Raw genomic sequence first — 25,063 nt, 5'->3', positions numbered from 1 at the left:
GGCCCCTCAGTCTGCGCCTGAATCGGCCCTCTCCGCCATGGCAGACACAACTACCACCTTTGCCGACCTCGGCTTGTCGTTGCCGATCGTTAAGGCACTGACCGCCGAGGGGGTGAAACACCCTTTCCCTATCCAAGCCGCGGCAATACCGCAGGCTATCGAAGGGAAAGACATTCTCGGACGGGGCCCTACCGGTTCGGGTAAGACATTTACCTTTGGCCTGCCGATTATTGAGTCGCTCCAGCGAGGGGCGTCGGCACCAAAGAAGCCCCGCGCCCTGATACTGGTGCCCACCCGCGAGCTCGCCGCCCAGGTGAGGGAACGGCTCGAACCCATAGCCAATGCAGCTGGCCAACGAATCCTGGAAGTCGTCGGCGGGGTGAAAATCAGCCGCAATATCACGGCACTCGCACGTCCCGTAGATATCTTGGTGGCCACTCCCGGTCGCGCGCAGGATTTGCTTGATCAGCGCCACATCGATTTCTCGGACGTGCGCGTGGTGGCTTTGGATGAGGCCGATCAGATGGCGGACATGGGCTTCTTACCACAGGTCACTCGCCTACTCAAGCGACTACCGCGCGATTGTCAGCACTTGTTGTTCTCCGCAACGCTGGACGGGGATGTGCACGTGCTCGTGGACCGGTTCATGAACAACCCCATTACCCATTCGACGGGTGAGGCAACCGCCAGCGTGGATTCGATGAAGCACATACTGGCAGTCTTCGATGATCGCGATGGACGGAATCAAGCCATCCTCGATCTGGGCAAGCTGGGCTTTCGCACGGTCATGTTCGTTCGAACCAAGTACGCCGTGGATCGTCAAGTCAAGAAGCTTGTCCGTGCGGGCGTCAACGCCGTCGGATTGCATGGCAACAAGGGTCAAACTACGCGTACAAAAGCGCTGGAATCATTTGCTTCCGGTGAGGTGTCCGTATTGGTAGCCACGGACATCGCCGCCCGCGGTATCGATGTTCGGGATGTTGAGCTGGTAGTGCACATCGATGCTCCCGCCGAGCACAAGTCTTATGTTCACCGGGCTGGCCGTACTGCCCGTGCGGGTGCCGAAGGCACGGTCATCACGTTGACCTTCACCGATACTAAGAATGACACGCTAAAAATGATGCGACAGGCCGGGGTAACCCCGGATGTTGTGAGTGGTCCGGACATCGCAACGCATGCGAAGAAGGCTGCACGATAATGGATATTCTGCTTTCGATTCTGGGGCTCGTGGGGTTCATAGCACTGACCGGTGCGACCGGCTTATTCGTGGCCATCGAGTTTGCCCTCACCGGCCTCGAGCGTTCCACGGTTGACCACCATGTGAGCGAGGTCGGCGATGCCTCGGCCAAGATGGTTCGTCGCGCTCACGGCGATTTAAGTTTCGTCTTGTCCGGTGCGCAGCTGGGAATCACCATCACCACTCTAGCCACGGGTTATTTGGCCGAGCCGATCCTAGCGCGCTTCCTTACTCCCCTCTTGGACCTCGTGGGCGTGCCGGATTCTGCCACTGTGGCTATCGCATTGATCCTGTCCTTGGTAATCGCCACCGGGCTATCCATGGTTTTTGGCGAATTAGTACCCAAGAACTGGGCTATCTCTCAGCCGCTGCCCGTTGCCCGCGCCGTGGTTCGCCCCGTCTGGGGATTCAACAAAGCACTAAAGTATTTCATCAAGGGGCTCAATACTGTATCCAACAGCATCGTGCGCAAGCTGGGTATAGAGCCTGCGGACGAGTTGGCCTCCGCCCGTTCCGCCGAAGAGCTGTCTGCCCTCGTGCGCAACTCCGCAGGTAGCGCCGGAATCACCCAGGCCAAGGCACGGATCCTGGATTTATCGCTGCGCTTTGGCGATGCCAGCGCCGAGGACATCATGACGCCCCGATCAACCGTCCAAACCCTGGACCAGGATGAAACCGCTCTGGACCTTATTCAGCTTGCCTTAGAGACCGGGCACTCTCGGTTCCCCGTTACACGGGGTGACCTCGACGACACTATAGGTGTGGTCCACGTCAAGGATGCCATCGCAATTCCCGCCCAGGAACGTGCCACCACGAAGGTGAAAACCATGGCCCGCCAGGTGCCCGTTATCCCCGATTCCTTAGCCGGTGATGCTGTATTGAACCACGTGCGCCGCGCGGGTTCCCAGCTGGTACTGGTAGCCGACGAGTACGGCGGTACATCCGGCATCGTCACCATCGAGGACGTGGTCGAGGAGATTCTTGGCGAGGTCTTCGACGAATACGACGACGTAGAAACTGACCGCGAGGTCAAACGCACGGGCCACAGCTGGGAGGTCTCCGGCCTGGTTCGCACCGATGAGCTTGTCGACGCCGTCGGTTACACCGCCCCCGAAGGTGACTACGAAACCCTGGGCGGCTTGGTCATGGCCACCCTGGGGCGCATTCCAGCCGAAGGCGACCGCGTGGTCCTCCCCATCGGCGATAACGAGTTCATGGATAGCTTCGAATCTGGCATCCCTAACCGGTGGGAGGCCGTAGTGAAGGCCATGGATAACCGCCGCGTTGACCGCGTGATTCTGCGACCCATCGTGAAGGGGGACGAGCGATGAATGGCGACATTTTCGGCGTGCTACTGACCTTCGTCCTCCTGGGATTCAATGCCTTCTTCGTCTCCGTCGAGTTCGCCTTGATCTCGTCGCGTCGCGATCGCCTGGAATCCATGCTGTCGACGGGCAATCGTCGCGCCAAAGACGTGCAGTACGCGATTGAGCATCTGTCGATCATGCTGGCTGGAGCCCAATTCGGCATCACCTTGGCGTCGGTGCTTCTAGGTAAAGTCGGCGAACCCGCAATTGCCCACCTGATCGAAAAGCCGTTTCACGCCCTGGGGCTGCCCGACCAACTACTGCACCCCGTAGGTTTCGCCATTGCGTTGATGCTGGTGACGGTGCTGCACATCATTTTGGGTGAAATGGTTCCCAAGAATATCTCGCTGGCCGGTCCTGAGACGGTCGCGACGTACTTAGTACGCCCACACATGTTGTTCGTGCGCGTCACTAGACCGGTCATGTTGTTCCTCAACTGGGTGGCCCGCATCACGCTAAAGCTATTCGGTGTAGAGCAAAAGGACGAATTGGATTCCACGGTCTCCGCCGGCGAGCTGGCCTCGATGATTCAGGAATCCCGCACCGAGGGCCTGATCGCCCCAGCCGAGGCAACACGCCTCAACCGCGCTCTTAAGTCCAGCCGTCGAACATTGCGTGAGGTCCTCATCCCGATTGCGGATATTCATGTCATCGAGCAGACCGGCCGTAACCTGCGCGTGGGTGATGTAGAAAAGGCTGTGGCCGATACTGGTTTCTCCCGCTACCCCGTCACGGACACCACTGGAACGTGGATTGGCTATGTCCACGTCAAGGATGCGCTCAATAATCTGGTCGTTGACGGCACGTCCGATCAGAACCCTTACCTCGATACCGGGGACGTGCGCCCACTGATTCGTGTCACGGCAGAAGACAGCTTCGATGTGGCCATGCGCCGCATGCGCACCAATTCCAGCCACGTGGCGGCGGTAGAGGATGCCACGGGTGCGATCATCGGCATGGTGACCTTGGAGGACATCATTGAGGAGCTCGTGGGCACCGTGCGAGACTGGACACATGACGATTAGTTCCACTCGCAGTTCTACTCGCACGGCTTCCGGCTTTTCTTTACTCGACGCCACCCAGGCCCGCGCGGAGCAGCTGGCCCATAGGCAGCGGGTGGAGCGACTCACGCGGGACCACCTGTCCCGCCGCGCTCGTGGTCAACGCCACCCGGTGTGGGATTTCATGTTTGACTACTACCCCATCACCCCGGGCAAGCTGGCCCACTGGCATCCGGGGGCGTTGCGCGGGATCGTGTTAGCAGCTGGTGATGATTCCCAACCCTCATGGTTGCCCAGGTTTAAGAACCTCTACCGTTGGCATGATGCGCTGCCAGTGGAGGCCTGGATGCTCGATGTTGATGCCTTCTGGGCCGCTCGTGGCTCGACCATCCGCTACGTGCACGACCTGCTGACCCGAACGTTGCATCACACACCACAGCTGGGTTGCTTCGGCTTACACGAATGGGCGATGGTGTACCGCGATTCGCCCCGCCACCCCGAACCCCTCAGGTTGGGTGCGGAGGCAACGAATGCCGTGGTAGAGCAGTCGCACTTAAAGTGCACGCACTACGATGCGTTCCGCTTCTTTACGCCCGCCGCTGCCCCGCGCAACCAGCTCACCCCCACGCGGGACACTCAGCCCATGTTGGAACAACCCGGGTGCCTGCACGCCACGATGGACGTATACAAGTGGGCCACGAAACTGGGCCCATTGGTGCCGGGTGACTTGTGGTTGGATACTTTCGAGTTAGCGTGCGATGTCCGCCAGTTGGACATGGAAGCCAGCCCTTATGATTTAACCGCGTGGGGCTTTGAACCGGTCACGATTGAAACACCCCAGGGCCGTGCGGAATATGTACGAAGGCAACAGCAGCTGATGGACCGGGGCCAGGCCCTGCGCACCCAGCTCATCGCGCTGTTGCGCGCCACCTATCCGGTGTTATCTGAATCCCAGCCAGATGACTGACACGCATGCGATAAGCTGACAAACATCAAGCGTGAAGACTAGTCGGAGGATCAATGGCTCGGCATTCCAGTGGCAAATCTAGCTTTCAGCTCGCCGGATGGGTGTGGGTAGTTCTCATCACTTTCATTGCTGTCGCTGCGCTAGTGTTCGGTTGGCAGAAGATCGCCGCAGACAACCAGGCAGAGGTCAACACCCCGGCATGTGCGGAAGGTGACTACACTCTCGAGGCGTGGACAGCGCCGGAGCGGGAGGCCGCAGCCAAACAGTTCGCCGAAAAATACAACGCCAGCAATCGCGTGGTTCGCGATAAGTGCACCTCGATCTCCTTTACCCAGGCATCCGATGCCGACGTAAAATCCAAGCTCCAAAACCCCAGGAATGTGGCGGCATGGTTGCCCGCAGATACTGACGGCGCCATCACCGCGGCCAATCGCGCCGGGATGCACGTCGGTGCCGGAGACATGGCCAAGATCGGTGGTGGCAGTCTGTTGTTGTTGAGCGCTGGTGACCGGATCGACGAACAAGCTAGGCGCGCAGCCCAGGACTTTGAACAGTTCGCCTTGGACAACGGAGCTGACAGCGTTTCTGCGACCACCCCGACACAGGCGCCTCCTGAGCCACGTGAAACTCCCGAATCACGTGCCACTCCCGACCCCCGCAAGGCCCCCGCATCAGCGCCACGCGATGTAACGTTTGTCCTAGATACTTCGGGATCAATGACGTTGGTGGAAGGTTCGGCTACACGGTTGAACAACATCCGGGGCCCGTTGGCCCAGGCAATGTACGGCGTTGGTCAGCGCGGTGGGGCCGTTGCACTGTGGAACTACTCATCCCCTTTGAGTGAGGGGGCGCGCACCCCTTTTCGCAATAACGTGGATATCACGAACCGGGACGATGGCGCCATCGCCGTGGCGATCCTAAACCAGTTGGGCGCGAAGGGCGGTACTCACACCTATGAGTCCATTGCAGCGGCATACGCCTCGGCCGTTGCGGGTGCAGGCGACTCCAAGGCACAAACTCCTGCCCGCGTTATTCTCATCACGGATGGGCCCAATGATGGTGGCAGGCTAACCCTCGACACGGCAGCAGCGCAGATCCGTGCGTTGCACGGAAAGGCCCCGGTGCGCCTCGACGTGGTGGCCATTGGGCCAAACGTAGAACGCCCCGCAATGGAAACCATTGCGGGGGCTGCGGGAGGTAAAGTGCACTACTCGCCGGATTCTTTGCAGTTCGATCGCGCTCTGACTGCAGCGTTGCGATAAAGGCTATAGCTCCGGCTAGCTGATAGAACGCTGCGGTTAGTTCGCCTAGGCCATCCGACGACGGCGGCGCTCCGCCAGCTCGTCGATCGCTGGATCTTGCGCCACCTTCTCCGATGGGAATGCGGTAATCGTGCCGGTCAATTCCTTCATCAATCCGGGAACTGCGATGCCGAAGACTCCTTGACCGCCGTTGAGGAGGTCGATGACCTCTTCCGGAGAGCGACATTCATATACGGTGGTGCCATCCGATACGAGCGTGATACCGGAGAGGTCATCCACACCAAGGTTTTCCAATTTCTCCACTGCCTTGCGGATGTTCTGCAGCGAGATGCCCGTATCCAAGAGCCCTTTGACGATCTTCAGGACCAGAATGTCACGGAAAGAGTAGAGACGCTGGGAACCGGAGCCCGCCGCCGTGCGGATAGTCGGCTGGACGAGCCCCGTCCGTGCCCAGTAATCCAGCTGCCGGTAGGTAATACCCGCGACTTGGCACGCAATGGGTACGCGGTAGCCCACTTCCTCGTCGGGCCCGTTGATGTCGAAGAGGGCATCCTGTTGGGGCTCGAAGTTCTTGGTGCTCATAAAACGTCGCTCCTGGCGCTGTGTGACACTCGCTAAATTTCCACGAGTGTAATTTCAACTCTTGTTTATCTTCTTCAAGTTTTCGCCCTGCGTCAACAGCACGGCCTAAATCGCACGAAGAAATAGTGAAACTCTAACCTTTGAGTTCAACTTCAGGGTTCAGTTTAACACTAGTCACAAATTTCACGCATGTAACAACACGCGCGTGAGTCATAGAAAAAAATGAGGGCGCCAAGCGCCCTCATTATCGTGTTCCCAGAGAAACTACTCGCGCGGTGCATCCCCATCGGATTCATTGACCGTGTCCGACAACCACGCGTCGAGTTCATCATCTAACCCCAGCGCTTCCCACATGCGCTCAAACCCCTCGCGAACGTCCGCAGGAACACCCAGATTCAGTCCTGACCACCGCAAAAACACTCCCCCGGGCCCCTGCATTTCATCATCGGTTTCCATGACCAATCGCACGCGCTCGGGTTCAAAGCCCTCGTCAATAAGTGTGGCAAAAGTATCGGAATCCTCCACACCCTTATCGTCGTCGAACAGGTCATCCGCCCATTCCCGGCCGGGATCGGACGCAGCGGGGCGTCGTTCAATAAAGCGATAAACCTGCTCCCCGCAAGCAGCCTGCAGCTTCTCCAACCACTCCCGGTTGACCGGAATGAGGGCAGATTCCAAGGCGGGCTTCATGCGAAGCTCCCGGACCGCGCCGGTACGAACTAATGGTTCCAGGAGGCTGGGGCGGCAATCGATGTATCGATCCCCCGCGGTCAGCGCTGCCGTGAATTGCCCGCGCGCGCCGGTTGCGATCTCCGCGGACCACACGGGGCCATCCGAATCTAAAGCCAACATAGTAGCCAGCACCACTGCATCGGTGGGGCGGCCACCAAAGTTGTGCGTGCGCTCCACCCACACCGGCAAAATATGGGTGAAATCCGCAGTACCGAAAACGAGAACATCGGGGCTCGCTGCATTCCACTCCGCCTCCGAGAGGAACGTCGAATTTAGGCGCCCGATGAAATTGAGGGAACGCACTAGCCGAGATTCCCCTTAACCAAGGCTGTGTTGAGAGACACCAACAAGGCGCTCACCTCGCGCGCGGTCTCCAAAGAACGCTGACGGGCGTTCTCATCCCTGCCGTGTGCGAGGGGCTCAGACACCCGCGCCACAATGTCGTACTGACGATTAGCGATTGTCAGCAGCGACTTCAAGTGACGGGAATCCAGCCCGTATTCGGTCAACGAATGAGCTAGCTGGACAACTTCCACGTCATCGACGGAATAGAACCCCGAACCATCGGCATTGATCAAACCCATGCGGATTACACTGCCGGTGAAAGAATCATTCACACCAGCGCGAGCAGTCACATCCGCTCGAGTCAGACGGCGAGATTCCGCAGCACGCAACTGATCGGCACTCACAGCACCGGTGCGCCCCTGCTTAGCGCTCACCGGAGTGACCTTGCCGGAATCCATCGCGGCCAGCTGCTCGCGAATAACCTTGAGTGGCAAGTAGTTATCCCGTTGGTGAGTCAGGATGTACCGCAAACGGGCGATATCGTCGGGAGAGAAACGCCGGTATCCGGACTGGCTTCGCCGCGGGCTGATGAGCCCTTCGGACTCGAGGAAGCGGATCTTGGACACAGTGACATCGGGGAAGTCCGGCTTCAGCTGCTTCAGCACATCGCCAATGGACGAGGTGGGCAGAACCTGACTTACCCCGGTCGATGAGGAGACCTTGCGGGCGGCTTGCGCGCGTGCGGCCTGAGCGCTCACTTGTGTCCTACTCCCTACTTGGTGCCGTTAAGAAAAACCAGGCGGAACTTGCCGATCTGGATTTCGTCGCCGTTGCTGAGCACAGAGGAGTTCTTTGGCTCGCGGTTAACGTAGGTTCCGTTCAAAGATCCCACATCGACAACCTCGTACTGATCGCCATTGCGGCGGAACTCTGCGTGGCGACGGGATACGGTGACATCGTCAAGGAAGATATCGCTGTCAGGGTGACGGCCCGCAGCGGTGGTGTCCTGGTCCAACAGGAAGCGGGAGCCGGCGTTTGGTCCACGCTTCACAACGAGCAGTGCGGAGCCTTCGGGCAGGCCCTCCACACCGGCAGGAGCAGCATCCGTTTGAGAGCCGGACTCCATTTCCTTCAGGAGATCAGCGCGGAACACAGACGTCGTCTCGACAGATGCCTCCGGAACTCCGGTGTTTTCGCTCATGTTCTAGTCCTCTCTGGAACGTTTAGGGCTTGGAACCTAGTCGCCCTCACCAGCCCATCGCTCCCCTCGTTCGAGGTGAACCCACTGGTGCACGCAGGTTCCACGTACAACGCTTTCAACCATACTACCCCGGTGCGCATTTTGTAGGCCCCACCCCAACCTGAGATCAAATGGTTATGGAATTGTGCCCTCACAGCGAGGGCGCCAGCGCCTGCTTAGCGGAACATCTGCGCAATCGACCCGACCACGGATCCTCCGCCACTGGACAACGGATTGTCGTTGACCATGTAGGTCCACGTTGCGCTCGGCTTATGCAGCCCCAGCTCCTCCAAATGCGCACCTTCCTCGTCGATATCCACCTCACTGAAGGTCGAGCGGGCCTTATCCACTGCGGACTCTGCAAGGTCCTTAAAGGCCGCGATCGACATCCGATGGAATTCATCGATGGGCGATTCGCGGGCAATGGCGCGTAAGTGGATCGACTCGCGAATGTCATCGAGGTACGCCAAGTGGTCACTCCACGCGGAATCTAGGTGAAACAGCATCACTTCGCGCGCTGCCTGCTCCAGTACGGACTGCTCAATCCCACGGCTTTTCAACGCGTTGGCCTTATCTACGTCGTGGTAACTGAGGTCCTGCCACGCGGCATCGGTCGTCAACAATTGCCGGCGGCGCTCGTTGATGATGTCGCGTTGGTCCTTGATCAGCTTGTTGTACTTCCACGTGGTCGCGTGGATATCCAGCATTTGGCCCTCGGTCACACGCTGGCAGTGATCGACAAACTGCAAAACTTTCTTCTGCGGCAGCAGCCCATCGTCCTCGGGGCGGGCCTGCAGTTCTTCGCCCGCACCACCGACGGCTACAACGTCATCCTCCAATGCAACGAAAAACACCGAACTTCCCGGATCACCCTGCCGCCCGGCTCGCCCGCGCAGCTGACTGTCCAATCGCGCCGACCGGTACCGGCCCACGCCCACCACATGCAGGCCACCGGTCTCCACTACTTCTTCGCGTTCCGTTTCATCGGTCCCTCCCAACTTGATGTCCGTACCGCGCCCTGCCATCTGGGTGGATACGGTCACGCTGCCGGGGCGGCCCGCTTCTGCAATGACGCCGGCTTCCGCTTCATGGTTTTTGGCGTTCAGCACATTGCAGTCCACTCCGGCCTTCGCCAGAGCATCGGCCAATGCTTCGGATTCCGCGACGTCTTGAGTTCCCACCAGTTGGGGTTGCCCGGTATTTTGTACGTCGATGATGTGCTCAATCACCGCGCGGTTGCGTTCCTCGGCGGATACGTACACCCGATCGGCCTCGTCGAAGCGTTTCGTGGGTACGTTGGGTTCAATGACGGAAACGAATAGGTCGTAGAACTGCCGCAGCTGGTCGCTAGCGGCCAACGCAGTACCGGTCATGCCACAGACCTCGGGATACATTCCCACCAGTGCCTGAATGGTGATTTGGTCTAGGATGCGACCCCCGTCTGTGACATCCAGGCCTTCCTTGGCTTCCACGGCAGCTTGCAGTCCATCTGGCCAGCGCTGCAGGTCGGCCACGCGGCCACGGGAACCGTCAATGAGGGCAACCTTGCCGTCGCGGACGATGTAATGCACGTCGCGGATCAAAAGATGTTCAGCATGAAGCGCTACGTTGACCTGCACTAGGGTGTCGCCGGGCTTAGCCTCCTCCCCTTTTTCAACGGCCTGAGCGGAGCCCGTGGTGGCGTCGAGATCAGAAGTGCCGTACAGCGAGTCGATGCCAAGCTCCCGTTCCACATAAGCGGCGCCATCGTCGGTGAGGAAGACGTTGCGTTGATCCTCGGAGATATGGAAGTGCTCGCCTTCCTTCATGGACTTCACCAGGTCCGTGATGCGACCGGCTGGGGCGGGGCCGGGTTCGGAACCCGCGAGGACCAGGGGCACGAGTGCTTCGTCCACCATGACGGAATCCGCTTCGTCGATCACGGCCACGTCTGCATCGGTGCGGACGGCATCTTCCTGGCGGGTGATGAGTTGATCGCGCAGCACATCGAAGCCCAACTCGTTGATCGCGCCGAAAACAATGTCGCGGGAGTAAATATCGCGGCGTTCGTCACTAGTGTGGTTTTCGTTGATCGCCCCGTGGGTCAGCCCAAAGAAATCGAAAAGCGGGCCCATCCATTTGTCGTCACGACCGGCTAAGTACGAGTTCACGGTGATGACATGGACCCGCTTGCCTTGGAGGGCGTACCCGCACGCGGCCATTGCACCGGTGAGAGTTTTTCCTTCACCGGTCGCCATTTCCACCACGTCACCATGTAGCAATCGCAGAGTGCCTTGCATCTGCACGTCGAACGGGGCCAAGTGCAATGTGCGGCGCGCAGCTTCACGCAGGACTGCCAACAGCGCTGGTGCATCCTTAACGGTGGGCTGGGGCCCATCCAGCGTTTCTGGATCGTGGGCACTCGAGGATGCCTGTGGCCATGCGTTGGCGATAGTGGCCGCGGCCTCGTCGCGCAGCTGCGCGTCGCTGGCTTCCGCGAAACGCTCCGCCCCGGCTTGCGCCACGACAGCCCTGCTTTTCTTCTGATTCTTCGTTGGCGAGGAACCCATTGCCTTCCAGAACCAGTCAAATGCCATGCGAGCGGCCTACCCTTCGAATAATCGACGTCTGTTCCTTGCGGGGCGCAAGGCGTTTGTTACTAATAGACCAACGATAGTCGAGCCCCAGAAGGTACCGCCATGAGTCCCGCTACCATTTCAACCCATGTTTCCATTCCCGCGGGTGAGGCACATGGTCCCAACGGCACCTACAACCTAGGCGCCACCGTGGACGCACCAGCGGGAATGACTGCAGAAACGCTGCAAGAGGGCCGGGTTCCCACTGCCATCGTGGTGGCGTGTTTCACCTGTGCACGTACGGCAGTGGGGGTCACACGTATTTCCAAAACCTTGGCCAAACATGGGATGGCCAGCCTGCGGATCGACCTGGCGGGTTTGGGAACGTCCGGGGGCGCGTTTGAGAAAACTACCCTCAGCTCCAACGTGGCAGATGTCTTAGCTGCGGCCGCGTGGTTGGAAACACACGCGCAGGGCCCGTCCTTGTTGGTGGGGCATTCCTTGGGAGGGTGCGCTGTTATCCGGGCGGCTGCGCAGGTGGATTCCGTACGTGCGGTGGCCACTATTGGCACGCCATTTGACCCCCGCCATGTGTGGGATTCCATCCCCCAGGTAGCGGCGGAGCTGGGAGCGGCCGTGGAGGATAGTCGCGACGACTGCACGGTTCCCATTTCGGACCGCGGCGTATCAGTGGGGACGGAATTCTTCCGCGATCTGCGTTCCGTTGACCCTGAGGCCGACATGCAAGCCCTCAAGCAGCGCGGAATCCAACACCTGGGGATTCACGCCCCAGACGATGATGTGGTGGATTACGCCGAGGCCCTTTCCTTCGTTTCCTCCCCTGCGCGTATCTCTAGTCTGCTCACCATGCCGGACATTGACCATCTTCTGCAGCGCCGCGGCAGTGGGCAGCGCGTGGGGGAACTCATCGCAACCTGGTCCGACCACCGACGTACACTTTTCCTATGAGCGAACTTCAATTTATCCCCACTGCCGACCTCGTAGACATCATTGGAGAGGACGTGCGATCCTGCGATACCCAGTTCATCAACTTCGGTGGCAACGTGGAATTCTGCGGCAAGATCTCCACGGTGAAGTGCTTCCAGGACAATGCGTTGCTGAAGTCCATCCTGAGTGAGGACAACCCAGGCGGAGTGCTCGTCATCGACGGGCGGGCCTCTATGCGCAGCGCTCTGGTTGGTGACATCATCGCGGGCTTGGGTAAGGAACACGGCTGGCAGGGCGTTATCGTCAACGGCCCCATCCGCGATTCCAAGGTCATCGGTGACATGGAATTCGGATGCAAGGCTCTGGGCACCAACCCTCGAAAGTCCTCCAAGACCGGCGAGGGCGACCGCGACGTGGTCATCAGCCTGGGTAGCGTAGATTTCGTCCCTGGCCACTACGTTTACTGCGATTCGGACGGAATTATCATCACCGAGGAACCCGTTACGCAAGGCGATTAGTATTCCCGAATCCCTATGGTGTAATCTAGTCCACGCTTAGCCAAACGGTTAAGCAAGCGGGCTGTGGCGCAGTTTGGTAGCGCACTACACTGGGGGTGTAGGGGTCGCAGGTTCAAATCCTGTCAGTCCGACAAAGGTTTACATTGTCCCATCCCATTCCATCTTCTCTTGCGCCGGATACGGACGCACCCCGTCCACATTTCCCCCGCCTGGTTTTAGTAGCCATGGCGGGGGCAATACTCGTACTGGCCGGTGGTTTCGCCCTCCAGCACAGCGCGATCGATTTACCCGTAGTCCAGTGGTTCAACAATCACCGCACTGGCGCATTCGGCGCCACAGTGGACTGGTTTTACGTCACCTTCCTCCCTAGGAAGGCGGCAATCTATACACTCATCGTGATCGTGGTGCTCGCCCTGCTGCGCCGCCCCACGCTGCACCCCTGGGTGTGCGGTTTCACCATCTTGATCTCATGGGCCCCTCTGTGGGGCGCCAAATTTGTTTTCTCTCGGGCGCGCCCCGATCTGCTCCTGTTGAGCAATCCTACCGATTCATTGCAGGCCGGTTGGTCCTACCCCAGTGGCCACAGCGCATTTTTCGGCGTGGTGGCGGTAAGCCTCGTCATGCTGGTGATGACCTACGAGTTCCCCAATGCTCGAACTGCACACCGAGCGCATGTTGTGGTGTTAATCGTGGCCGGGGTGTTAATGATCGCGATCTGGTTGACGGTCGTCACCCGGGGCGTGCACTACCCCACGGACTCCGCGGCGTCGTTGATATGGGCCATCACCGTAACGCCTTTGGTGTGGCACTTACTGATGTGCTTATCCCAAGGAATAGCAAATCGCCCGCACCGAAGTGGGTCTTCGACGCGGGCGATCACTGTGTCCTAACGGTAGTACTGGTACAGGGTGTCAGCGTATTGCTGACGCAGTTCCTCCGTCGTCGGCTCACTGGCGTTAGCTGCAGCAGCCCCACCTAGGGCCAGACCACTGGCAACAACAACGGCAGTAGCGAGATTTGCGATCTTCTTCATGGTCAACTCTCCTCAATGTGATTGTTTTCCTGATTCAAACCGCCCGCTTGGGTGTGCCAACCGGACAGTGCTAGCATAACTCTCTTTTTGGTGACACGTCAAGCACCCTAGTTCTCTGCCCAGCTTTCGCTTCAAATCTCTAGACTGGCAAGCATGACTCACTTGGGACTTCGTTCACTAACGCTCTCTGCTGCGGTTATTGCTCTTGTGGGGACGACGCCCACAGCTGCAGCACTCTCGACCGCGCCTAGTGCGCCGGTTAGTCAGTCCACACGGGCAGAGAGTGTCCAGGTGAAGGTGGAGAATCCGGCCGGCACGATCAAGCCCAACGACGAACGCTTTCTTATCCAGGAGACGCAGAAGATTGACTTCCCGCCATCCGTGAAGAGCGTGACGTACTTAGTAATTGAGGGGAGAAGCGACAACCTCAACGATGATGTCGTGCAATGGATCGGCACGAATCGTCCGGACCTAGTACCCGACGGCACTGATAAGGGTGGCACCTGGAAACTGGGCGAACTCATTGTCGCTGTCTCCACCGAGAAGCGCCACAACGGTATCTACTGCGGCAACGATGTGTGCTCTGATCTCAAGTTGACGCCGGGCGATGGCCATCTGCAACGTTCCCTCGACGACATGAAACCCAGCTTGAGGGACCAAAAATGGGCCGCCGGGTTACTGGAGGGCACGAAGGCTGCCGCCGATCCTTCCTTAGAGCCGGAGACCAGTGACGTTGATCCACGTGTGGTGGGCGGCATCGGGGGTGGAGTGGCGGTAGTGGGTGGAGGCATCGCCATTGGGGCCTATGCGACATCCCGAAAGAAGAAGATCGCGACAGCTAAGGAGCAATTCTCCCATATTTCCGCCACCTACGGCGACACCGCGCAAAGACTGGACCAGATCGACATTCGCGCCAATTCCCTCTCTTCTCCCCTGGCTCATGCGGAATTGCGCAGCCAGTGGGCTACCATCCGCGATGATTTCCTGCAGGTGCACGACCAGGTGGATCGTCTGGGTTTGACGCTCGATTCGCAAGATAAGGACTTTTACGCCAAGCGAAAAGATATCGCCACCGCGCATGCCTCCGTCTCCGCGCTAGAAAACGCGGATCAAAACATCAATACGCTGTTCGAGATGGAGCGTGGCGATGAGGTTGTCCGCAGGCGCGAGTTAGCCGCCTTGCGTGAAGACGTCTCCGAAGCCCTGAATGATAAAACCCTGAGTAACAAAACACTGGGCCGACATCAGCTCGATACTGTGGTGGCGGAATTGAAGGAAGTAGACGGGGAACTCCGGGCCCTCGAGGGCACTACCGCTGCCCCGGATTTTATGGATCGCTTTGCGCTAGCTCTACGCAAGCATGGCCACGCCATGGACCAACTGAGTAAGCAGATGAAGAACCTCAAGCTCAGCGAACACTCCACGCCCAATATCGGGGATTCCACGTGGCGCCCAGGTTACGGATATCACGGCTGGTACCCGTATCTGCTGTTATCCACCTGGCATTCCTCGGATACGGCAGCTGCCTCCAGTTCCGGGAGTTCGGGTGTGAACACCAGTTTCAGTTCTGGGTTTTCCGGTGGCGGGGGATCCTCTAGTTTCTAAGACCAGCCCGCCCTCAGGGCGTGATCATCAGCGTTGATCCTCCGAAGGTAATGCATCCTCATGCGGTTTGCCATCGAGAGCATCGCGGTTGGTGCCGACCACTTTGGCATCCTCGGCGTGCGGTCCCAGCTTGCCCTGCTGCGCCACCCATTCAAACGTCTGCGCCAAAGCCACCCTCCACACCTGGTAATCATGCCCGCCCGGCACTACATGAATACGTGTATGCATCCCGGCGTCGTTGGCTAACCGACTGATGGGTTCCATCAGTGGTCGCACGGATTTATCATCCACTCCCACGGCGAAGATCCCGTGGATATCGCGGTATTTTGGATCGCGTGTCCTCATAGCAGCTCGCAGTTGAGCCTGCGGGTCCTGCGCCCAGAACGCGTCGGCATCGCCACCAAAAATCTCACCGATCGTGGCCTCGCGGGATCCAATCGACATCTCAGGCTCGCCAGAAAAATCCAGGAAATTCCCGTACACCTCCGGGTGATTCGTGACCACTTGCAGTGCGCACGTTCCCCCGTAACTCAATCCCCCTATCGTCCAGGTGGAGCGGTCTGGATTGACCGTGAATTTCTCGCCAATAATCCTCGGCAAGTCGTGGGTCAAATAACGCATCACGTTACCACGGGGCCCATCTGTGCAACCGGGATTTCCTGTGAAGGACCCCGTGGCATCGACCGTCATCACAATGGGCGATACTCCATCGTGGGCCTGCTGGTAGGCGTCGGCAATCATCACAGCACGGCCGGAATCAATCCACTCGTCAGGCGTGCCGGGATTCCCCGCCATCAACAGCAAAACGGGCAGCGGTTCCTCACGAGTCCAGTACGCTGGTGGCAGGTACGCATATGATGGTCGCGGATTCCATCCGGATTCCCCGCCGTTCAACGCAACTTCCACCAATGCGCCAGCTTCGCGCCCCTTCACTTTCGGAACACGTTTTTGTTTTTGAAACTCCCCGTAGTCCATCTGCGCAGCAACGCTTCTCGCTTCCAATGTCTGCAAATCGGGAAACGTTTGGTAGAAAGCATTAAACTGCATCACGGTCGTCAGCACGCTGAAAACCACCAGCAGCGATACCACTACGCGGCGCCTGCGCTGCATAAACGCGCACAGCACCACAAAGATGGTGCCAGCCACCGCCAGAGTCAATTCCCATGGAACCTTATCTGGAATAACCCCCCATTGGTTTTCGAACACCAGCTTGCCGAAGTACGCGATCCCTAGCGCCAACACCGCCGGACGAAATATAGATCGCCCTAGTGAATGCCCTCGAAAGCCCCATGTAGCGGCGATAATGGCGATCACCGACAAGATTGTAATAACCACCGATGCCGTGAAGTCGGTCAACGGCAGATCCAGAATTGCTTGCACAATTTCATAAATCTACGCTGCTTGGTTAATGATCCCGAATCTTCCCATGTAATTCGGCGAAAATTGGCCCACCGGCCCAACGAATACCATCGTGCTGGAATTTGTTCGTGATGTGAGGGCGCAAATCCCTGTATGCTGTGGCCGTTTTCATCGAGTATTCATAGGGCACAAACACATCATCGACGTACACGGCGGCCGCCGCAGTTGCAGTCGCAGTTTGCAGGCCCTTTTCGTCATATGGGCTCGACGCCCACTCCTTCCCAGCCAACGCCTCCGCTGGGTTCTTGAAGTCCCGCAACGCGGGATCCTCGTCGAATTGCCACGGGAAGATGTGCTCACCAGTCAGGTAATACGGATCGCTGCCCTGGGGGTCGGCGTTTTCTTCAAAACCGGCCAATTCCTCACGAACCCGGTGAGCTGACCACCCTGTGACCGACTGGCCACCCACCCCGCCATAAATGGATTCATGGATGGCGGCGTACAGCGGGCCAGCTTCGAAACTGACGGCAGATCCCACGCGCGCGAGGAAGTCGCGTTTCAAGCGCTTTTCCCCGCGCAGCTCGTGGAAAGGCTCCTCCAGCAGGTATGCCAGAGAATAGAACCCCGCGCCTCGCCCCAGATCTATGCCGATGGTACGGAATCGGCGCGAGCTCAACCTTTCCCCGGTGGGCAGGCGCTCATCGGAATTGTCCAAGTGGTGCGCAATTTCCCGGATCCTCTGCTCCGCCCACGGGAATTCGCGGTAGAACTGTCCGTGCCGAAACTCCAGATTCGCGAACGTCGTGCGGTACAACTCGTCCACGGGCGCGTCCAAGGTCGGCAGTCCGCCTGTGAGGTAGGCCCGGTCCACGGCCTCGGGATAGCGCGAAAGGTAGCTGGTGATGATGAAGCCACCGAAGCTCTGGCCAAACACCGACCATGAATCCACACCGAGGTGACGGCGAAGCGCTTCTGCGTCCTCCACGATCTGCTCCTGTCGCAGAACTTCTAGGCGCTCCGGCGAAAACTCATCCGGGCTCAGCGCGGCGTCGAGACGAAAGGACCGACCGGTGCCACGTTGATCCAGCAGCAGCACCCGGTAGTGCTTCAATGCCTCGGCAAGAAGGCCGGAAATACCCTCCGGGCGCGGCGCGGGAAAACCCGGTCCACCTTGGAAGTACACCAGGTATGGACGGTTTTCCCCGCCGTCAGCGACGATCTCACGGGCATACAATGAAAAACTCCCGAGGTGTGCTGGATCGAAGTGATCCCACGGAACCTCGAGAGTGTGTTCGCGGATAGTGTGCCTGAAGTGACGAGTTGTGTTCATGCACTACAGGCTAACCGACGGCGTGGTGAGGGGGACCCGAACCCCCTAGTCCTAGAGATCTAGGGCTTTGGCGCGCTGTGGCAGAACCTTTGGACGCACGCCCGCGATTTCCTCGACGATGCGAATAACCTGGTTGGAGTAGCCGAATTCGTTGTCGTACCACACGTACAGAACGAGGTGGTTACCGGAAGCGATGGTGGCTAGGCCGTCAACGATACCCGCATGGGTGGTGCCCACGAAGTCGGTGGAGACGACCTCAGGGGACTTGATGAAGTCAATCTGCTGACGCAGTGTGGAGTGCAGGGACACGCGACGCAGGTAGTTGTTGACCTCATCGGCATCCACCTCCTGATTCAGCGAGAGGTTGAGCACCGCCATGGAAACATCTGGGGTTGGCACGCGGATGGCGTTGCCGGTCAGCTTGCCCTTGAACTCAGGCAGGGCCTTAGCTACCGCCGACGCCGCGCCGGTGGCGGTCAAAACCATGTTCAGGCCCGCGGCGCGTCCGCGGCGCTCGCCCTTGTGGAAGTTGTCGATCAGGTTCTGGTCGTTGGTGAAGGAGTGGACCGTCTCCACGTGACCGTGCTGCACACCATAGCGGTCGTTGATGACCTTCAGAACTGGCGTAATGCCGTTAGTGGTACAGGAAGCAGCGGACAGGATCGTATCGTCCTCTGCGATGTCCCCGTGGTTGATGCCGTAAACGATGTTCTTGATGTCGCCCTTGCCCGGAGCTGTGAGCAAAACCTTGGCCACGCCCTTAGATTGCAGGTGCTGGCTCAAGCCATCGCGGTCGCGCCACACACCGGTGTTGTCCACAACGATTGCGTCCTTGATGCCGTACTCGGTGTAGTCAATCTCTGCGGGGTTGGAGGCATAGATCATCTTGATGGGGGTGCCGTTGGCCCAGATGATGTTGTTTTCAAGGTCAGTGGAAATAGTGCCGTCGAAGGCGCCGTGGACCGAATCGCGACGCAGGAGGGACGCACGCTTGATGATGTCACCCTCGCCCTTGGAACGGACGACGACGGCACGCAGACGGGCGCCACCGTAGGTGGCTTCGCGGGAAATGAGGATACGGGCCAGCAGACGGCCAATGCGACCGAAGCCGTAGAGCACCACATCGCGTGGCTCGCGGTGGTCGTTGGTGCCAATCACGTCGGCCAATTCCTTGTCCAGGTAGGCACGCAGGTCGGTCTCGCCCGCCTTCTCAAAGCGGGATGCGAGGGATCCAATATCAATGGAGGAGGTACCCAGGTCCATCTTCACCAGTTCTTGCAGAACCGGGAGGGTGGAGCTCAGTGGAAGCTCCTTTTCCACCACACGACGGGCGTAGCGGTGGCTCTTGATGATGTCAATGTCGGTAACGTTGACCAATAGACGACCGAAGATGCTAGTCACCACGTTGTTTTCGCGGTGCAAGCGGGAAATCAGTGGGAGCATTTCCTGTGCAAGGTGCAGGCGCTCGTTCCAGTCGTTCTGGTTGGGCACGTGGGAAGTCATCAGTTCCTCGTTTGTCAATTCTCGTTAGTCGTCGTCAATTCCCGATCAGTCGATGTCCATCGACCACGATCGTCATCGACGTGCGGGGGTTTCGCAGTTACCCCTCCTACCCTACCTTTATTGGGGAACATTTCCCGTATTGGGGGTGCGTGGGTAACTAGTGGTGTAGTGTCTTTCGGCTGGCTGCACCTAGAGTGAAATTATGACCACACAACCAAAGGCATCCCCCGCACAACAGATGTCAGTCGCATCGCAACCTACTGATGTAGAGATCGCTCAGGCGCATAACGTGACCCCGATCGAAGAGATCGCGTCCCGGGCAAACATCCCCATTGAAGCGTTGCTGCCGTTTGGACGTGCGAAGGCAAAAATCGATATCGCTGCACTAGAACCCCAGAAACGTGGTCAGCTGGTGCTGGTCACCGCCATGAGCCCCACCCCAGCGGGCGAGGGCAAATCCACGGTGTTGATTGGCTTGGCCGACGCGATGAATATGCGTGGCCACAACTCCATCGTTGCCATCCGCGAACCCTCCCAAGGCCCCGTCATGGGCATCAAGGGCGGCGCGGCCGGCGGCGGTTTTGCGCAGGTTGTGCCCATGGAGGACATCAATCTTCACTTCACCGGTGATATGCATGCGATCACAGCGGCAACCAACACACTGGCGGCCATCGTCGACAACCATGTCCACCACGGCAATGCGCTCAACATCGACCCCCGTCGCGTGACGTGGCGCCGTTGCTTGGACGTCAACGACCGCGCACTGCGCAACATTGTCACTGGCCTAGGTGGCCCCGTTCAAGGAGTTCCACGCGAGGCCGGATTCGACATCACCGCCGCCAGCGAGATCATGGCGATCCTGTGTTTGGCCAGCGATTTTGCTGATCTTAAGCAGCGTCTAGGTCGCATAGTAGTTGGGCAATCCTACGATCGCACGCCTGTCACCGCCGCCGATCTTAAGGCCACCGGCGCTCTGGCTGTTTTGCTTCGCGACGCCATCAATCCCAACTTGGTACAAACACTGGGTGGCACACCCGCTTTGGTTCACGGCGGGCCTTTCGCAAATATCGCGCACGGGTGCAATTCTCTCGTTGCTACCAAAACCGCTTTGGGGTTGGCCGATGTGGTGCTCACCGAAGCTGGGTTTGGTTCTGATTTGGGAGCAGAAAAATTCTTCAACATCAAGGCTCGCGCTGGCGACCTCAACGTCGGTGCCGTGGTTGTGGTGGCAACCATTCGATCGCTGAAGTACAACGGCGGTGCTGCCCGGGATTCTCTCACGGAGGAAAACCTCGCCGCGTTGGAGGCCGGGCTGGTCAACCTAGAGCGTCACGTGGATAATACCCGCAAGTTCAATGTGGAGCCCGTGGTGGCACTGAACTCCTTTGCCAGCGACACTGATGCCGAACGCGAAATTCTGCGCACATGGGGACAAAACCACGGCGTGCGTGTTGTGGAAACCCGAGTGTGGTCTGAGGGCGGCGACGGCGCGTTGGACTTGGCCGACGCGGTGGCGGAAGTCCTCACTCAGCCCACCCAAAACCAGCAGTTGTACGACCCAGCCGCGGGGATCGAGGCTAGCTTGCACACGATCGCCACCGAGATCTATGGCGCGGAGGGCGTGGAACTATCGAACGCAGCACGCAAGGATCTGCAGTTCCTGCGCGACAACGGCTGGGACACGCTCCCCGTGTGTGTATCGAAAACCCAGTACAGCTTCAGCGACGACCCCGCGGCCCTCGGTGCACCTAGTGGTCACACTTTGCATGTACGACAACTGGTGCCCCGCATTGGGGCGGGTTTTATCGTCGCCCTGACCGGGGATGTTATGACCCTCCCCGGCCTGCCTAAGCGCCCAGCTGCGGAAGGCATCGACCTCGACGAGTCGGGCCAGATCCGCGGGCTTTTCTAGACTTGGTAGGGCTATTGAGCTTGGACCCCTACTTCCGCTTGCGCTTCTCCCTCACACGAACCGCAATGCGGACCGGGGATCCTTCAAAGCCGAATGCCTCACGCAGTTTGCGCTCCAAGAAGCGCCGGTAGCCGTGCTCCAAGAATCCGGTCGTAAATAGCACGATCACCGGAGGCTTGGTGGAGGCCTGGGTAGCGAACAATACGCGAGGCAGTCGACCGCCGCGCATAGGTGGCGGGGTCTGCGCGATAACGGCGCGCAACCACGTATTCAGCTGGCCCGTTGGGATGCGCTGATCCCAGCTCTCCAGAGCCTCGATCATCGCAGGCTCCAGCTTTTTCAGCGCGCGCCCCGTCTTCGCGGAAATGTTCACGCGTCGCGCCCAGGGCACGTGCGCCAACTGCAGATCAATCTCGCGCTCCAGTTCCCACCTGCGGTCCTCGTCAACGAGATCCCACTTGTTGTATGCCACCACTAGGGCACGACCGGAGTCGAGGATCAATCGGAGAACTCGCTGATCCTGTTCGGCGATGGGCTCGCTGGCGTCAACCAGAAAAATAGCGACCTCTGCGGCATCAATAGCAGCCCGGGTGCGCAATGAAGCGTAGAACTCGTGACCGCGTGCGGTTTTAGTCTTCTTGCGGATTCCGGCGGTGTCCACAAAGCGCCAGGTCTTCTCATCCAGGTCAACGATGGAGTCCACGGGATCGACCGTGGTACCGGCGACATTATCGACAACCGAGCGCTCTTCGCCCGTGACCTTGTTCAGCAGGCTGGACTTGCCCACGTTGGGACGACCCACCAGCGCAACGCGCCGCGGACCAGAAACAATCGACGTCTGCCGTGGCTGGTCAGGGAAATCCTTGAGAACCTGATCCAAGACATCGGCTGCGCCACGGCCGTGTTGCGCGGAGACCGGGAATGGCTCGCCCAGACCCAAGCCCCAGAATTCGGCCATATCGGCGTATTGCGAATCGGAATCGAACTTGTTGGCCACCAGAATCACCGGGATGTTGGAGCGCTGTAGCTTGCGCGCAATCACCTCGTCGGTCGCAGTGATGCCGACCTTGGTGTCCACGACGAACACAATCACATCGGCCGTATCCATTGCAGTTTCCGCCTGACGAGCAATGGCCGCGTGGATACCCTTCGCGTCGGGATCCCAGCCACCGGTATCCTGCACCCAGAATCGACGCCCGGTCCACTCACCCAAGTAACTGATGCGGTCGCGGGTGACACCCGGGAAGTCCTCCACCACTGCCTCGCGACGCCCGATGAAGCGGTTCACCAAGGTGGATTTACCCACGTTGGGGCGCCCCACGATGGCAACGGTGCACAGGGCCTCGCGTTCGGCTTCATCATCGCCGAACACCCCGAACGCTTCCTCAACGGCATCCCAGTCAGTCTGGTCTTCACCGCTGCTCAGCAGGTCAAATTCCTCGGCATCCTGGCCCGCGACGAAGAATTGAGTTTCACCAAAGTCGGCTTCGCTGAACTCGGCCTCGTCGAAGTTCTCTTCGTCAATCTCATAGCTCTCGCCGTCGCTATAGCTCTCGCCGTCGCCGATCACGTCGCCGTCAGTGGTGCGGAACACTAGGTCGTCGAGTTCTACTGCCTCTTCTTCCCGACGCCCCTCGCCGTCCCCATTCTCGCTCAGAATGAGGTCTTGGAATACCTCCAACACCTCGTCGATGCTGAGCTCTCCGGTATCCAGAACCGTGGCATCGTCCGCGGGGCGCAATGGCGACGTTGCGCGGGAAGAGTCCGCTTCATCGCGGCGCTGCACGTCGGCGAGTACCGCGTCGAACTCCACGTCGCGTCCGGCCGCAACGTCTTGGTCAAACCGACGTCGCGCCCGAATCTCTGCGCTGGCGGTCATGAACACCTTCACGGGTGCATCGGGCAGCACGACCGTACCGATATCGCGCCCCTCAACCACGCATCGCCTGGCCCTCTCGGCCAACTCGCGCTGCAACCCCACGAGGTTCTCGCGTACCTCTGGGATTGCCGAGACGGCGGAAACGTGCGCCGTGACTTCCGGCCCGCGGATTTCCCCGGATACGTCCTGGCCGTCCAGCAGGACTTCCGTGCTGCGGGGATCTTCGTTGACCTCCAGTGGCAGGTTCTGGGTGGCGGCAATGATCGCGTTCGTAGCGTCCGCGTGGGTGGGGTCGATTCGCTGCCGCAGAACGTGCAGCGTAGCGACGCGATACATCGCGCCTGTGTCCAAGTATTTTGCGTTGGCGAGCTCAGCGAGGCGTCGACAAACAGTAGACTTACCCGTGCCGCTAGGGCCGTCAACTGCAACGATGAACCCGCCACCGGCAGTGTTTTCGTGGGTGGCGAGGGCGTGAGTGGGGTTAATAGTCATTCAACGATCCTTTCAGGATGCTTCTGGGGAGGCCTACAGCCCCACGGCCTTGTAAAGACTTTGCAGCTCAGAGCTATTGAGTGCGCGTACGGTGCCGGGCTTTTGCTCACCTAGCTGCACGGTGTGGATCTTGGTGCGGACCAGCGCTTGGACGGGGAAACCAGCGGCTTTCAGCATGCGACGCACGATGTGCTTACGCCCCTCATGCAGCTCAATCTTGACCAGCGATTTGCCTTGCCACACGTCCACGATCTGCACGTAGTCAGCCTTAGCGATGCCGTCTTCCAGGTCCACGCCTTCTTTGAGCGTACGAATGAGCGCCCGGTCCGCCTCGCCGAGCACCGTTGCCATGTACGTCTTCGGGACTTCGTACTTCGGGTGCATCAGTCGGTTGGCCAGTTCACCGTCGTTCGTGAGCAGCAACAGCCCCTCTGTCGCGGCATCCAATCGACCCACGTGGAATAACCCCTGCCCCTGATTGAACTTCGCCTCCACGAGCTCTCCCACGTGCGGGCGCCCTAAATCGTCGTGCATCGTCGAGTGCACACCGCGTGGTTTATTCAACACGAAGTACACCATTTCCTCGTTGACCTGCACGCGGGTGCCATCCACCCGAACTACATCGACGCTCGGATCAATCCGCAACCCCATTTGCCGCACGACCTCGCCGTTGACCTCGACTCGGCCCGCAGCGATCAGTTTTTCACTCATGCGCCGGCTTGCCACTCCGGCGGATGCAAGAACTTTCTGTAGCCTGACCTGCTGCTTTTCTTTCTTTTCTGACGCCAAAATCTGCGCCGCTTCAGCTTCCGACACATGCTGGTGCTTGGCTGGGTTCACGTTGGGCACAAAGCGGTCCACGTCGCGCGAGTTGCTGTCGATTGGCTGGGGCACGGGTGCCTTGCGTGCGTTGTTCCGTCCCGCACCGCGTCCCGCACCCCGCGCAGCACCGCGCGGATTGGTGCGTGCACCGTTGCGTGCAGCCGAGCCCCACCCCTGCTGCCCATTTCGGGAATTATCTTGATTTCGTTGACGATCATTTTCCGGTGTGCCGTCTCGGCGAGCGGTTCTATTCAACTGTGTTTCCTCACATGAGAAGTGTGTTATATATCCTCCCAAATCCTAGCAGGTGGGCAGCCATAGTGAACCATTGCAGCTGGGCCCCCTTCTCCACTGCTTGTCCCCCGGCCGCTTCCCATCCAGCTCCTACGCCACCCCCCTCTGTCCCCGCCCCCGCCATGCTAGCCCAGCCCCCG

At 59.3% G+C, this 25,063-nt stretch carries 21 protein-coding genes and 1 tRNA gene; 11 read left to right on the top strand and 11 right to left on the bottom strand.

Features of this window, described 5'->3' with window-relative positions:
• Nucleotides 1-37: 37 nt before the first annotated feature.
• From HMPREF3098_RS03495 to HMPREF3098_RS03475, 5 genes are read left to right on the top strand one after another with little or no spacing between them, the layout of a single operon-like run.
• Nucleotides 38-1,198 carry a DEAD/DEAH box helicase gene (locus tag HMPREF3098_RS03495; RefSeq protein WP_070434018.1) on the top strand — a complete coding sequence of 387 codons (1,161 nt, stop codon included), beginning with the start codon at nucleotides 38-40 and terminating at the stop codon, nucleotides 1,196-1,198.
• Nucleotides 1,198-2,568 (top strand): hemolysin family protein, encoded by a 1,371-nt coding sequence (locus HMPREF3098_RS03490; RefSeq protein WP_070434017.1) that lies wholly within the window; start codon nucleotides 1,198-1,200, stop codon nucleotides 2,566-2,568. The genes HMPREF3098_RS03495 and HMPREF3098_RS03490 overlap by 1 nt, the downstream gene beginning before the upstream one ends.
• Nucleotides 2,565-3,629, top strand: a complete 1,065-nt coding sequence (locus tag HMPREF3098_RS03485) for a hemolysin family protein (RefSeq protein WP_070434016.1) — start codon at nucleotides 2,565-2,567, stop codon at nucleotides 3,627-3,629. Before HMPREF3098_RS03490 ends, HMPREF3098_RS03485 begins: the two co-directional genes overlap by 4 nt.
• Nucleotides 3,619-4,572 (top strand): 3-methyladenine DNA glycosylase, encoded by a 954-nt coding sequence (locus HMPREF3098_RS03480; protein ID WP_246815830.1) that lies wholly within the window; start codon nucleotides 3,619-3,621, stop codon nucleotides 4,570-4,572. Before HMPREF3098_RS03485 ends, HMPREF3098_RS03480 begins: the two co-directional genes overlap by 11 nt.
• 53 nt (nucleotides 4,573-4,625) lie before the next feature.
• Nucleotides 4,626-5,834: a vWA domain-containing protein gene (locus tag HMPREF3098_RS03475; RefSeq protein WP_070434015.1), complete on the top strand. Its 1,209-nt coding sequence runs from the start codon at nucleotides 4,626-4,628 to the stop codon at nucleotides 5,832-5,834.
• Between the two features lie 45 nt (nucleotides 5,835-5,879).
• On the opposite strand, the gene HMPREF3098_RS03470 is transcribed toward HMPREF3098_RS03475, so the two are convergent.
• The 5 genes from HMPREF3098_RS03470 to secA2 form a co-directional block, all read right to left on the bottom strand.
• Nucleotides 5,880-6,416: a MerR family transcriptional regulator gene (locus HMPREF3098_RS03470; RefSeq protein WP_035112762.1), complete on the bottom strand. Its 537-nt coding sequence runs from the start codon at nucleotides 6,414-6,416 to the stop codon at nucleotides 5,880-5,882.
• Between the two features lie 264 nt (nucleotides 6,417-6,680).
• The gene (locus HMPREF3098_RS03465; protein ID WP_070434014.1) at nucleotides 6,681-7,451 is read right to left on the bottom strand and encodes a hypothetical protein; all 771 of its coding nucleotides are present in this window, start codon (nucleotides 7,449-7,451) and stop codon (nucleotides 6,681-6,683) included.
• On the bottom strand, nucleotides 7,451-8,191 hold the full coding sequence (locus HMPREF3098_RS03460; RefSeq protein ID WP_070434013.1) for a transcriptional regulator FtsR: 741 nt from the start codon (nucleotides 8,189-8,191) through the stop codon (nucleotides 7,451-7,453). Before HMPREF3098_RS03460 ends, HMPREF3098_RS03465 begins: the two co-directional genes overlap by 1 nt.
• 14 nt (nucleotides 8,192-8,205) lie before the next feature.
• On the bottom strand, nucleotides 8,206-8,634 hold the full coding sequence (gene odhI, locus HMPREF3098_RS03455) for an oxoglutarate dehydrogenase inhibitor Odhl (RefSeq protein WP_035112767.1): 429 nt from the start codon (nucleotides 8,632-8,634) through the stop codon (nucleotides 8,206-8,208).
• A 215-nt stretch (nucleotides 8,635-8,849) separates the two neighbouring features.
• Nucleotides 8,850-11,249: an accessory Sec system translocase SecA2 gene (gene secA2 / locus HMPREF3098_RS03450; protein WP_035112769.1), complete on the bottom strand. Its 2,400-nt coding sequence runs from the start codon at nucleotides 11,247-11,249 to the stop codon at nucleotides 8,850-8,852.
• A gap of 102 nt (nucleotides 11,250-11,351) precedes the next feature.
• On the opposite strand from secA2, the gene HMPREF3098_RS03445 reads away from it, so the two are divergent.
• From HMPREF3098_RS03445 to HMPREF3098_RS03430, 4 genes are all read left to right on the top strand, one after another.
• A complete protein-coding gene (locus HMPREF3098_RS03445; protein ID WP_070434012.1) occupies nucleotides 11,352-12,197 on the top strand; it encodes an alpha/beta hydrolase family protein in 846 nt (281 codons plus the stop codon).
• Nucleotides 12,194-12,694, top strand: a complete 501-nt coding sequence (gene rraA / locus HMPREF3098_RS03440) for a ribonuclease E activity regulator RraA (RefSeq protein WP_035112771.1) — start codon at nucleotides 12,194-12,196, stop codon at nucleotides 12,692-12,694. The genes HMPREF3098_RS03445 and rraA overlap by 4 nt, the downstream gene beginning before the upstream one ends.
• 57 nt (nucleotides 12,695-12,751) lie before the next feature.
• Nucleotides 12,752-12,825 (top strand) — tRNA-Pro (locus tag HMPREF3098_RS03435).
• Nucleotides 12,826-12,837: 12 nt separating this feature from the next.
• On the top strand, nucleotides 12,838-13,584 hold the full coding sequence (locus HMPREF3098_RS03430; RefSeq protein ID WP_141739651.1) for a phosphatase PAP2 family protein: 747 nt from the start codon (nucleotides 12,838-12,840) through the stop codon (nucleotides 13,582-13,584).
• Here the strand turns inward: HMPREF3098_RS03430 and HMPREF3098_RS11490 are convergent.
• On the bottom strand, nucleotides 13,581-13,727 hold the full coding sequence (locus HMPREF3098_RS11490; RefSeq protein ID WP_168155980.1) for a hypothetical protein: 147 nt from the start codon (nucleotides 13,725-13,727) through the stop codon (nucleotides 13,581-13,583). The genes HMPREF3098_RS03430 and HMPREF3098_RS11490 overlap by 4 nt on opposite strands.
• Nucleotides 13,728-13,880: 153 nt before the next feature.
• On the opposite strand from HMPREF3098_RS11490, the gene HMPREF3098_RS03425 reads away from it, so the two are divergent.
• Nucleotides 13,881-15,332, top strand: a complete 1,452-nt coding sequence (locus tag HMPREF3098_RS03425; protein ID WP_070434010.1) for a DUF5129 domain-containing protein — start codon at nucleotides 13,881-13,883, stop codon at nucleotides 15,330-15,332.
• Nucleotides 15,333-15,359: 27 nt separating this feature from the next.
• Here HMPREF3098_RS03425 and HMPREF3098_RS03420 read toward each other — a convergent pair whose 3' ends face one another.
• Genes HMPREF3098_RS03420 through HMPREF3098_RS03410 form a run of 3 tightly spaced genes read right to left on the bottom strand, consistent with a single transcriptional unit; the run spans nucleotide 15,360 to nucleotide 19,524 of the window.
• On the bottom strand, nucleotides 15,360-16,712 hold the full coding sequence (locus tag HMPREF3098_RS03420; RefSeq protein WP_070434009.1) for an alpha/beta hydrolase: 1,353 nt from the start codon (nucleotides 16,710-16,712) through the stop codon (nucleotides 15,360-15,362).
• Between the two features lie 25 nt (nucleotides 16,713-16,737).
• Nucleotides 16,738-18,021 carry an alpha/beta fold hydrolase gene (locus HMPREF3098_RS03415; RefSeq protein WP_070434008.1) on the bottom strand — a complete coding sequence of 428 codons (1,284 nt, stop codon included), beginning with the start codon at nucleotides 18,019-18,021 and terminating at the stop codon, nucleotides 16,738-16,740.
• Nucleotides 18,022-18,072: 51 nt separating this feature from the next.
• Complete coding sequence (locus HMPREF3098_RS03410; protein WP_035112776.1) at nucleotides 18,073-19,524, bottom strand: glyceraldehyde-3-phosphate dehydrogenase; 1,452 nt, start codon at nucleotides 19,522-19,524, stop codon at nucleotides 18,073-18,075.
• Between the two features lie 238 nt (nucleotides 19,525-19,762).
• Here HMPREF3098_RS03410 and HMPREF3098_RS03405 point away from each other — a divergent pair, with 238 nt between their 5' ends.
• Complete coding sequence (locus HMPREF3098_RS03405; RefSeq protein WP_070434035.1) at nucleotides 19,763-21,436, top strand: formate--tetrahydrofolate ligase; 1,674 nt, start codon at nucleotides 19,763-19,765, stop codon at nucleotides 21,434-21,436.
• Between the two features lie 28 nt (nucleotides 21,437-21,464).
• Here the strand turns inward: HMPREF3098_RS03405 and der are convergent, their stop codons facing one another.
• Both der and HMPREF3098_RS03395 read right to left on the bottom strand, forming a co-directional pair.
• Nucleotides 21,465-23,807 (bottom strand): bifunctional cytidylate kinase/GTPase Der, encoded by a 2,343-nt coding sequence (gene der / locus HMPREF3098_RS03400; protein ID WP_070434007.1) that lies wholly within the window; start codon nucleotides 23,805-23,807, stop codon nucleotides 21,465-21,467.
• A gap of 33 nt (nucleotides 23,808-23,840) precedes the next feature.
• On the bottom strand, nucleotides 23,841-24,884 hold the full coding sequence (locus tag HMPREF3098_RS03395; protein WP_141739650.1) for a pseudouridine synthase: 1,044 nt from the start codon (nucleotides 24,882-24,884) through the stop codon (nucleotides 23,841-23,843).
• Nucleotides 24,885-25,063 lie beyond the last annotated feature (179 nt).

It is taken from the genome of Corynebacterium sp. HMSC28B08, from assembly GCF_001806865.1.
GTDB lineage: Bacteria > Actinomycetota > Actinomycetes > Mycobacteriales > Mycobacteriaceae > Corynebacterium > Corynebacterium auriscanis.
The sequence above is the reverse complement of the archived record's forward strand: the minus strand, read 5'-3'. Positions and strand labels throughout refer to the sequence as shown.

Bases quoted from the DNA above. Each gene is read 5' to 3' on its own strand.
- odhI (WP_035112767.1), bottom strand. From the start codon at position 8,634: ATGAGCGAAAACACCGGAGTTCCGGAGGCATCTGTCGAGACGACGTCT.
- der (WP_070434007.1), bottom strand. From the start codon at position 23,807: ATGACTATTAACCCCACTCACGCCCTCGCCACCCACGAAAACACTGCC.
- HMPREF3098_RS03470 (WP_035112762.1), bottom strand. From the start codon at position 6,416: ATGAGCACCAAGAACTTCGAGCCCCAACAGGATGCCCTCTTCGACATC.
- HMPREF3098_RS03410 (WP_035112776.1), bottom strand. From the start codon at position 19,524: ATGACTTCCCACGTGCCCAACCAGAACGACTGGAACGAGCGCCTGCAC.
- HMPREF3098_RS03490 (WP_070434017.1), top strand. From the start codon at position 1,198: ATGGATATTCTGCTTTCGATTCTGGGGCTCGTGGGGTTCATAGCACTG.
- secA2 (WP_035112769.1), bottom strand. From the start codon at position 11,249: ATGGCATTTGACTGGTTCTGGAAGGCAATGGGTTCCTCGCCAACGAAG.
- HMPREF3098_RS11490 (WP_168155980.1), bottom strand. From the start codon at position 13,727: ATGAAGAAGATCGCAAATCTCGCTACTGCCGTTGTTGTTGCCAGTGGT.
- HMPREF3098_RS03445 (WP_070434012.1), top strand. From the start codon at position 11,352: ATGAGTCCCGCTACCATTTCAACCCATGTTTCCATTCCCGCGGGTGAG.
- HMPREF3098_RS03485 (WP_070434016.1), top strand. From the start codon at position 2,565: ATGAATGGCGACATTTTCGGCGTGCTACTGACCTTCGTCCTCCTGGGA.
- HMPREF3098_RS03475 (WP_070434015.1), top strand. From the start codon at position 4,626: ATGGCTCGGCATTCCAGTGGCAAATCTAGCTTTCAGCTCGCCGGATGG.
- rraA (WP_035112771.1), top strand. From the start codon at position 12,194: ATGAGCGAACTTCAATTTATCCCCACTGCCGACCTCGTAGACATCATT.
- HMPREF3098_RS03495 (WP_070434018.1), top strand. From the start codon at position 38: ATGGCAGACACAACTACCACCTTTGCCGACCTCGGCTTGTCGTTGCCG.
- HMPREF3098_RS03405 (WP_070434035.1), top strand. From the start codon at position 19,763: ATGTCAGTCGCATCGCAACCTACTGATGTAGAGATCGCTCAGGCGCAT.
- HMPREF3098_RS03415 (WP_070434008.1), bottom strand. From the start codon at position 18,021: ATGAACACAACTCGTCACTTCAGGCACACTATCCGCGAACACACTCTC.
- HMPREF3098_RS03480 (WP_246815830.1), top strand. From the start codon at position 3,619: ATGACGATTAGTTCCACTCGCAGTTCTACTCGCACGGCTTCCGGCTTT.
- HMPREF3098_RS03425 (WP_070434010.1), top strand. From the start codon at position 13,881: ATGACTCACTTGGGACTTCGTTCACTAACGCTCTCTGCTGCGGTTATT.